Source organism: Shewanella sp. POL2 (assembly GCF_000282755.1).
Lineage (GTDB): Bacteria > Pseudomonadota > Gammaproteobacteria > Enterobacterales > Shewanellaceae > Shewanella > Shewanella xiamenensis.
The window spans coordinates 1-7,898 of sequence record NZ_AKZL01000136.1; the positions used below are offsets into that span (position 1 = coordinate 1).

A 7,898-nucleotide genomic window follows, 5' to 3' on the forward strand; every position below is an offset into this window, starting at 1 on the left:
CCTTGTGTCTACCGATTCCACCACTCGGGCAAACTCTGAATATCGTCAGCACTGCTGTTGATATTGTTAACTCATTGCTTCTATCTATTGATTATATTTCAAATACTTAGATTACGAAGTTTAACGCTTTAGCTCGTTTGAGCTGTCACCATTATAATAATGGTACCCGAGGCCAGACTTGAACTGGCACGCTGTTACCAGCGAGGGATTTTAAATCCCTTGTGTCTACCGATTCCACCACTCGGGCAAACTCTTTATATTAACGACGGGAATCGTGTCATTAATATATTAATCATGGAGGCGCGACCCGGAGTCGAACCGAGATCGACGGATTTGCAATCCGCAGCATAGCCATTCTGCCATCGCGCCATCTTTCCAATCATTTAGATTGGAGCGACATATCGGGTTCGAACCGATGACCTATACCTTGGCAAGGTATCGCTCTACCAACTGAGCTAATGTCGCATCACGCAGAGTTAAGATTTTGTTTTCACTTCGTCTCTCGTCTACGGGGAGGCATTCTACCTATTTACGATGCAGTGTCAACCGCTGTTTTATCGATAACTTACTGCTTGCGCACTAAATAATCTCTTTGATTTTTTATTGTGCTATTCAGCCGTTAAATCTTTCCAGGCGGCTAAAATGTAACTCATCATTGACCAGAACGTTAATACGGCAGCGATATATAACAGCACAAATGCCGCGGTGATCATGAGTGGATTGTATTGCCAGATCAGGCCAATAATCGCCACCATCTGCGCCGCCGTTTTATATTTGCCGATCCAAGAAACCGCAACCGTGCCGCGTTTACCTAATTCAGCCATCCACTCCCGCAGGGCTGAAATCACAATTTCACGGCCAATCATAAACAGTGCTGGCAGTGTGAGCCAAATATCAGCGTATTGGTCAACTAATAATACGAGCGCGGTGATCACCATCAGTTTATCAGCGACGGGATCGAGGAAGGCGCCAAAACGGGTCAGTTGCTTGAGTTTACGCGCCGCATAACCGTCTAATGCATCCGTTAACGCCGCCAACCAAAACACAAATGCGGCAACAAAAGGCGTCCAGCTGTAAGGTAAATAAAACAACACCACAAAAATGGGCAGTAAAAAAAGCCTAAAAAGAGTTAATGCTATGGGTAAGTTAAACGGCATGATCAAACCAGTTAGTCAAAAGCAGCGCCAATCTTGCCTTAATTTTATCACCCTCGCAATGCATCATGAATGGTTTGTGCCATTTCTATGCTGATCCCTGGCACTTTCGCTAACTCGGCCACGCTCGCGCCCTTCACTTCTTGTAAACCGCCCAAATGTTGGAGTAACGCTTTACGGCGTTTAGGGCCAATGCCCGGAATGGATTCAAGCGTTGAGGTGTTACGGGTTTTCTGACGGCGATTACGATGCCCAGTGATGGCAAAGCGGTGCGATTCATCGCGAATATGTTGAATAAGGTGCAATGCGGGTGAGTCATCTTCAAGGGAAAAGCTCGTTTCAGTGTCGCCAAAGATTAAGGTTTCAAGTCCAGGTTTACGGCTCTCTCCCTTTGCCACCCCAATAAGCTGCGGCGCTTTATCTAAATTGACGAATTTCTCATCCACTATTTGCTGCGCGATACGCAGCTGCCCTAGACCACCGTCGATAAATAAGATGTCAGGAATTTTGCCGCTGGCATCAATTTTATCAAATCGACGGCTAATGGCTTGCTTCATGGCGGCATAATCATCGCCTGGCGTAATACCTTCAATATTATAACGACGATATTCGGCTTTATGCGGCCCTTCACGATTAAACACCACACAGGAGGCGACCGTGCTCTCGCCCATGGTATGGCTGATATCGAAACACTCCATTCGCTGAATCGGCGCATTGAGTTCGAGAATCTCTTCAAGCAAGACAAAACGCTGTTCAACGGTGTTTTTATGGGACAGGCGCGTCATAACCGCATTGGTAGCATTGGTGATCGCGAGGCGTAAAAAACTCGCCCTGTCGGCGCGCACATTGGTTTTAATGCTGAATTTTTTATTCAACGCCTCAGAGACGGCCGCCTCTAACTCATGCAATTCTTCAAAGTGATGGCTTATCACCACCTCCTTAGGAATAGTGCGTTGAATATCGGCATTTAAATAAAACTGTAGCAGGAAGGAGCGTAAGACTTCTTCGATATCCGTTTGCGCGGGCACCGTTGGATAATAGCTGCGGCTACCAAAAATTTTACCTTCGCGGATAAATAGCAAGTGAAAACAGGCAATGCCCGAGGCATAGTGTACGCCGATAACATCCATATCGCCGGTATTACCCGAGACTTCTTGCTGCTCGGCCACGCGGCGCAGCGCCATAATTTGATCGCGAAAACGCGCGGCTTGCTCATAGGCTTGCTGCTCAGCTGCCTCTTCCATCTTAGCCACGAGTTCACTGATAACTTGTTTATCTTTTCCCTTTAGGAACAAACTGGCAAGTTTAACCTGCTCATCATACTCCGCATTACTGACCTTACCGACGCAAGGCGCACTACAACGGGATAACTGGTATTGCAGGCAGGGCCGAGTGCGGGATTTATAATAGAGATCATCACATTGGCGGATAGGAAACAGCTTTTGCATCAAGTGCAAACTTTCGCGCACCGCTCCGCCATTCGGATAAGGCCCAAAATAATGGCCCTTCTCCCGCTGCGGCCCGCGATGGTATGCGAGGCGTGGATGCTCGTGTTGGCTCAAGAAAATATAAGGGTATGACTTATCGTCCCGCAGTAACACATTGTATTTGGGCATGTACTGCTTGATATAGTCATTCTCAAGCAGCAGCGCATCTGTCTCGCTGTGGGTCAGCGTCACATCAATATGATGGATATGGGACACCAGCGCCTGAGTTTTCACATTGCCAAGGTTTTTACGGAAATAGGAAGATAAGCGCTTTTTAAGATCTTTGGCCTTCCCCACATAAATGACGTCACCTTTGACGTCATACATGCGATAAACCCCAGCAGAGGATGAGACCGTGCGTAAAAAACTCTGGGCGTTAAAACCTGTCGACATCGTTACACACCCACTCTTTTACTTACCATCTTCAAAACTGCTTGATAAATCGTTTTCCAACTCACAGCTAACACTTAATTAATGCTAGAACCATTGACATAAGCGGCCATTAGAAATGGCCAGCATCTAACATTTTATAGCGGATCGCTAAACGAGTCAGCTCCACATCACCACTGATCCCAAGCTTCGCAAACAAGCGGTAACGGTAACTGTTAACGGTTTTGGGGCTTAAGTTGAGCTGCTCAGAAATATCATTGACCTTTTCACCATTGGTGATCATCAACATAATTTGCAGCTCACGCTCAGACAAGGCTTTAAACGGATTCTCATCGGCCGGATTGAATTGGCTCAATGCCATTTGTTGGGCAATTTCAGGAGATAAATAGCGCTGCCCACGGGAAACCTGACGTATCGCTTGCAATACTTCAGGTGGCGTCGCACCTTTGGTTAAATAACCAGACGCGCCCGCCTGCATCACTTTACTGGGGAACGGATCTTCAGTATGCACTGTTAGCACAATAATCTTAGCATGAGGTTGATAACGTAAAATCTTACGCGTCGCTTCGAGTCCGCCCATACCTGGCATATTCATGTCCATTAAGATGACGTCGGCTTCATTTTGTCTCGCCCACTGTACCGCGGTCTCACCATCGGGCGCTTCACCCACAACTTTGATCCCCCGCTCATCTTCTAAGATACGGCGGATCCCAGTTCTCACCAGCTCATGATCGTCAACTAAATATATCGATATCAACTTTATCCACCTTTAACCAATGCTGACCAAGAGAGTTTAGCCAAATCAGAATACCGCAACCGGAATATAGGTTATCAGGGTAATTTAGCCCAACAATGGCATTTCGCAAAGCATAAAATGAATATTGTTAACTAGATGATATTTAAAGAAACAACTTGCTAATTAATGCAGTTTGAAATTAAGAGCTTGGTATAATGAAAGTATGAGTGGAGCTCAGGATTGGGCTAATTGATAAGCTGACGCAAAATATAGCAGGTTTAAAACGCTCATCGAAAATGAAGTCGTGTAAATGCAAAAAGCCGACTATTGTGCTGGAGCAGCGCTTAGCATGAAGAATCCGGGGTCAAATTGCATAAACAAAAAAGCCATCATTGCTGATGGCCTTTCCATGAAATATAGTGAAGGAGCTGCGCTTAGCACGAGGAACCCGGGTTCAAATTGCATAAACAAAAAAGCCATCATTGCTGATGGCTTTTCCGTGAAATATGGCGGAGGAGCAGGGATTTGAACCCTGGGTGGGCTATAAACCCACGCCGGTTTTCAAGACCGGTGCATTAAACCACTCTGCCACCCCTCCGAACGAGCGAGATAATATACATCTCGCCCAAAGCTGTAAACTTAAATTTATTATTATTTGAATTGATTGGCGATTTGATATCCAGCTGGCGATGAAATCATCGCTTTCAGGGCGATTTTTGATCTGTTGCTATTTCTGCTCACTAAAAACCGGCATGACAACAACATTACCTAAGTCACTTTTGAATAGATTAAAGAATCGCGAGCACTTTTTTAAGGTGGCGGCTTCCTATGAAAAAGATGAAGTATAAATGGGATCGTAGGAGAAGGTTAATCCAAACCTTAAAAATCAACTTCTTCATATCAGAACATAATGATTATCAAGACAATCGCAGATACGCCTTTTGGCAATGTAATCAAACATCTCATACCATGGAACCAGATGCAAAAAGGCCGCTAATTGTTTAGCGGCCTTTTTGACTGACATAACATAAACAAAAAGGCCATCATTGCTGATAGCCTTTCCGTGAAATATGGCGGAGGAGCAGGGATTTGAACCCTGGGTGGGCTATAAACCCACGCCGGTTTTCAAGACCGGTGCATTAAACCACTCTGCCACCCCTCCGAACGCCGCAAATAATATAAGCATCATCGGTGCTTGTAAACAGCAATTTTTGAATATTGTGTCAAATGCTCATCTTATGTTCAGACGGATGAATTTTCAGGCGAATAGCAAACATATTTTCAGCAATATCTGGGTAAAGCAGCATAAAAACACCTATACAGTAAGAGACTTGCCCTCTCGGTATGGTAAAATCGCGGTAACTTTTCACGGTAAATGCTTATATGAATTCACTCTTGATACCTTCATCCTCACTCGCCCCTGAATTTAATCTTCCCGTCCTGTCGCAATTGCCAACAGGATATAAAGCGTTGCTTTTAGGTCAAGAGCGCGTATTGGATGCCTTTAAGTTACATAACGCCATTGCCGATCAACAACTGTATCTCGCAGACTTTCCTGGCATCGATAGACTATTAATGATCAAAGCATTAATGGAAACGCTTGAGCCATTGCCGGCAGCTTATCTGGTGGCAAAGCGCCCCGAAGACAAAACCATTCAATTCCATTGGCAATATGAAGCGCCGCAGGACAACCAAGGCTCAATTGCTGAAAAGCATGTCAGTTATCGCTATCTGAGTGGCAATATCCGCCGTTCAGACCTACTTGGCCGTATGGTGCAATCAGGTAATAGCAGTAAATATCAAGCGGGTGCATTGGCCGAATGCCATTATGTATTTATCTGCGCTGAATCCCTGTGGAAACGAGAAGGCTTATGGGATTTGCTGCTGCAAATCCTGACACAGAAAGAGTATCAAATCAGTCACAACCTAAGCCCAATCCCATTAAATTGTAAAATTATTTTAATTGGCGCGGGTTTAATCTATAGCCAAATTAGGTCTGAAGATTGGCAATTTCAACGCCACTTTAACCTGTTGGCAGAACTGGCGGGTGAACTGGATTTGACCCGTTTTAAAGAAGCGCAATATGCCAGTTGGCTACAAACGGTGGCACAAAGTGTCGATGTCACATTAGAACAATCCAGTCTTGCCCCACTCTTTCGACACAGTGCTAGATTAACTGAGCATCAACGTCGCTTAAGTCTCTCAATGCTAGATTTGGCGCAGTTAATGGCGCAGGCAAAAGTCTATCGCGGTAAATCAACAATTAATGCAGCCAGCATTGAACGTGCGCTATCGCAAGCCAATTATCGCCATAACAGCTCTGAAGAATTTTCAAGCCAAAGTTTTGATGACAATTTCATAAATCTGCCAACTACGGGCGCTATGGTAGGACAAATTAATGGTCTTACTGTTATCGATGCGATTGATCACTGCTATGGTGAACCAGCTCGGATCACCGCTACGGTACACTATGGTGACGGTGAAGTTGCAGATATTGAAAGAAAGTCAGAGCTGGGCGGTAATATCCATGCAAAGGGTATGATGATCCTTTCAGCCTGTTTATATCGTATCTTTGGTCGCGATGCGCCATTGCACCTAAATGCCAATATTGTATTTGAGCAATCCTATCAGGAGATCGATGGCGATAGCGCCTCGCTTGCAGAATATTGCTGCTTGATGTCAGCCATTGCCGAACAGCCGATTATTCAATCGTTAGCCATAACAGGTGCATTGGATCAATTTGGTAATGTACAAGCCATCGGCGGCATTAATGAAAAAATAGAAGGCTTTTTTAATCTTTGTGAACGCCGAGGCTTAACCGGTGAGCAAGGTGTAATTATGCCCAAGTCAAATATATTACAGCTTAATCTACACCCCAAAGTGATTACAGCTGTAGGCAAAGGCTTGTTCCATATTTATGCCATTGAACATATGGATGAAGCGGTCGAGCTATTGATGCAGATGCCCGCTGGCGTTGCCGATGAAGATAATGACTTCCCAGCAGAATCCTTATATGGTCTAGTGCAACAACGATTAGACAAGCTAGCTGGTAACGGTGAAGAAGAAATAGGCTTAATGACGAGATTACTCGCAAAACTAGGATTTTTTCGACATTAATTAGCTGATCGGAGTTGTTTAGCTTACACGTGTTCGCTAATCTTGGCGCTCTTATTGCTGGAGTAGTAAAACAATGAATAAAGCAAACAGTTTCAACAAAGAAGAACTTATCGCCTGTGGCCATGGGAAATTATTTGGTCCAAACTCCCCTCGCCTCCCCGTAGACAACATGCTGATGATCGACAGGATCATCACCATCAATGACAACGGTGGTGAGTTTGGAAAAGGTGAAATTGTTGCCGAACTCGACATTAAGCCAGAATTATGGTTTTTTGACTGCCACTTTATCACTGACCCAGTTATGCCGGGTTGCTTAGGCTTAGATGCCATGTGGCAACTGGTTGGTTTTTACCTAGGCTGGGAAGGTGCTGAAGGCAAAGGTCGCGCTTTAGGTGTGGGTGAAGTGAAGTTTACAGGTCAAGTATTACCCGGCGCGAAAAAGGTCACTTATAAGCTCAATATCAAACGTACCATCCACCGTAAATTAGTAATGGGTATTGCAGATGCCATCCTTGAAGTAGATGGACGTCAAATTTACAGTGCAACCGATCTTAAAGTCGGTGTATTTAGCGATACTTCGACCTTCTAACCTGCTTTACCCGGCAATATTCAATAGAGACAAAAATGCCCTCATCTGAGGGCAATTATGCTGCATTACTCTGTTTGTTCTGGGCTATTTAATTAATGAGCAAAACGCCATTATTTATTAAATAGCCCATTAACTCGGCCATCCACACCTTCACGCCAACCACCTAACCACTGTGACCGCGAATCAAGATTTGCATAAGGACAGAGCTCCTTAGAGCGTCCACCAACACCAGCTTGGAATCCTTTTGAAAAAGCTCTGTCTAAACGATCTCGTTTTTGTCTTTTCATGCAAGCGTCCTCTGTTCTACGTGAAATAGAAGCAACAGCTTCACCCATAGGAATAGTGCTTTTCAGCGCCGAGATCAATCAAAAAATCGTTCATTTTATCGACTATTTATTAAACTATTGAGATCATGATTAAAAAAA

The 7,898-nt window shown here is 44.6% G+C and carries 7 protein-coding genes and 5 tRNA genes; 3 read left to right on the forward strand and 9 right to left on the reverse strand.

All coding sequences use genetic code 11. The features are described from left to right. Window positions 1–160 precede the first annotated feature (160 nt). The 6 genes from SHEWPOL2_RS20980 to uvrY all read right to left on the reverse strand — a co-directional run bounded on the left by SHEWPOL2_RS20980 (window position 161) and on the right by uvrY (window position 3,788). Window positions 161–247: transfer RNA gene (locus SHEWPOL2_RS20980), tRNA-Leu, on the reverse strand. 48 nt (window positions 248–295) lie between these two features. Then, a tRNA-Cys gene (locus SHEWPOL2_RS20985) sits at window positions 296–369 on the reverse strand. A gap of 20 nt (window positions 370–389) precedes the next feature. After that, window positions 390–465 (reverse strand) — tRNA-Gly (locus SHEWPOL2_RS20990). Window positions 466–608: 143 nt separating this feature from the next. Beyond that, window positions 609–1,157, reverse strand: coding sequence for a CDP-diacylglycerol--glycerol-3-phosphate 3-phosphatidyltransferase (gene pgsA / locus SHEWPOL2_RS20995; protein ID WP_037417386.1), 549 nt, complete (start codon window positions 1,155–1,157; stop codon window positions 609–611). A 47-nt stretch (window positions 1,158–1,204) separates the two neighbouring features. Continuing rightward, window positions 1,205–3,034, reverse strand: a complete 1,830-nt coding sequence (gene uvrC / locus SHEWPOL2_RS21000) for an excinuclease ABC subunit UvrC (protein ID WP_037431367.1) — start codon at window positions 3,032–3,034, stop codon at window positions 1,205–1,207. A gap of 109 nt (window positions 3,035–3,143) precedes the next feature. Further along, complete coding sequence (gene uvrY / locus SHEWPOL2_RS21005; RefSeq protein ID WP_011622328.1) at window positions 3,144–3,788, reverse strand: UvrY/SirA/GacA family response regulator transcription factor; 645 nt, start codon at window positions 3,786–3,788, stop codon at window positions 3,144–3,146. A gap of 289 nt (window positions 3,789–4,077) precedes the next feature. Here uvrY and SHEWPOL2_RS22580 point away from each other — a divergent pair, with 289 nt between their 5' ends. Beyond that, window positions 4,078–4,296 carry a hypothetical protein gene (locus SHEWPOL2_RS22580; RefSeq protein WP_083848351.1) on the forward strand — a complete coding sequence of 73 codons (219 nt, stop codon included), beginning with the start codon at window positions 4,078–4,080 and terminating at the stop codon, window positions 4,294–4,296. On the opposite strand, the gene SHEWPOL2_RS21010 is transcribed toward SHEWPOL2_RS22580, so the two are convergent. After that, window positions 4,275–4,365, reverse strand: a tRNA-Ser gene (locus tag SHEWPOL2_RS21010). The genes SHEWPOL2_RS22580 and SHEWPOL2_RS21010 overlap by 22 nt on opposite strands. Before the next feature lie 473 nt (window positions 4,366–4,838). Further along, window positions 4,839–4,929: transfer RNA gene (locus tag SHEWPOL2_RS21020), tRNA-Ser, on the reverse strand. A 221-nt stretch (window positions 4,930–5,150) separates the two neighbouring features. Between SHEWPOL2_RS21020 and SHEWPOL2_RS21025 the strand changes: the two genes are divergently transcribed. Both SHEWPOL2_RS21025 and fabA read left to right on the forward strand, forming a co-directional pair. Further along, entirely contained in the window at window positions 5,151–6,884 is a 1,734-nt protein-coding gene (locus SHEWPOL2_RS21025) for an AAA family ATPase (protein WP_037417378.1), read from the forward strand. Between the two features lie 73 nt (window positions 6,885–6,957). Then, window positions 6,958–7,473, forward strand: a complete 516-nt coding sequence (gene fabA / locus SHEWPOL2_RS21030) for a bifunctional 3-hydroxydecanoyl-ACP dehydratase/trans-2-decenoyl-ACP isomerase (RefSeq protein WP_011071970.1) — start codon at window positions 6,958–6,960, stop codon at window positions 7,471–7,473. Window positions 7,474–7,583: 110 nt separating this feature from the next. On the opposite strand, the gene rmf is transcribed toward fabA, so the two are convergent. Then, entirely contained in the window at window positions 7,584–7,760 is a 177-nt protein-coding gene (gene rmf, locus SHEWPOL2_RS21035) for a ribosome modulation factor (RefSeq protein WP_006082074.1), read from the reverse strand. Window positions 7,761–7,898 lie beyond the last annotated feature (138 nt).

Bases quoted from the DNA above. Each gene is read 5' to 3' on its own strand.
- SHEWPOL2_RS21025 (WP_037417378.1), top strand. From the start codon at position 5,151: ATGAATTCACTCTTGATACCTTCATCCTCACTCGCCCCTGAATTTAAT.
- fabA (WP_011071970.1), top strand. From the start codon at position 6,958: ATGAATAAAGCAAACAGTTTCAACAAAGAAGAACTTATCGCCTGTGGC.
- SHEWPOL2_RS22580 (WP_083848351.1), top strand. From the start codon at position 4,078: ATGCAAAAAGCCGACTATTGTGCTGGAGCAGCGCTTAGCATGAAGAAT.
- pgsA (WP_037417386.1), bottom strand. From the start codon at position 1,157: ATGCCGTTTAACTTACCCATAGCATTAACTCTTTTTAGGCTTTTTTTA.
- uvrC (WP_037431367.1), bottom strand. From the start codon at position 3,034: ATGTCGACAGGTTTTAACGCCCAGAGTTTTTTACGCACGGTCTCATCC.
- rmf (WP_006082074.1), bottom strand. From the start codon at position 7,760: ATGAAAAGACAAAAACGAGATCGTTTAGACAGAGCTTTTTCAAAAGGA.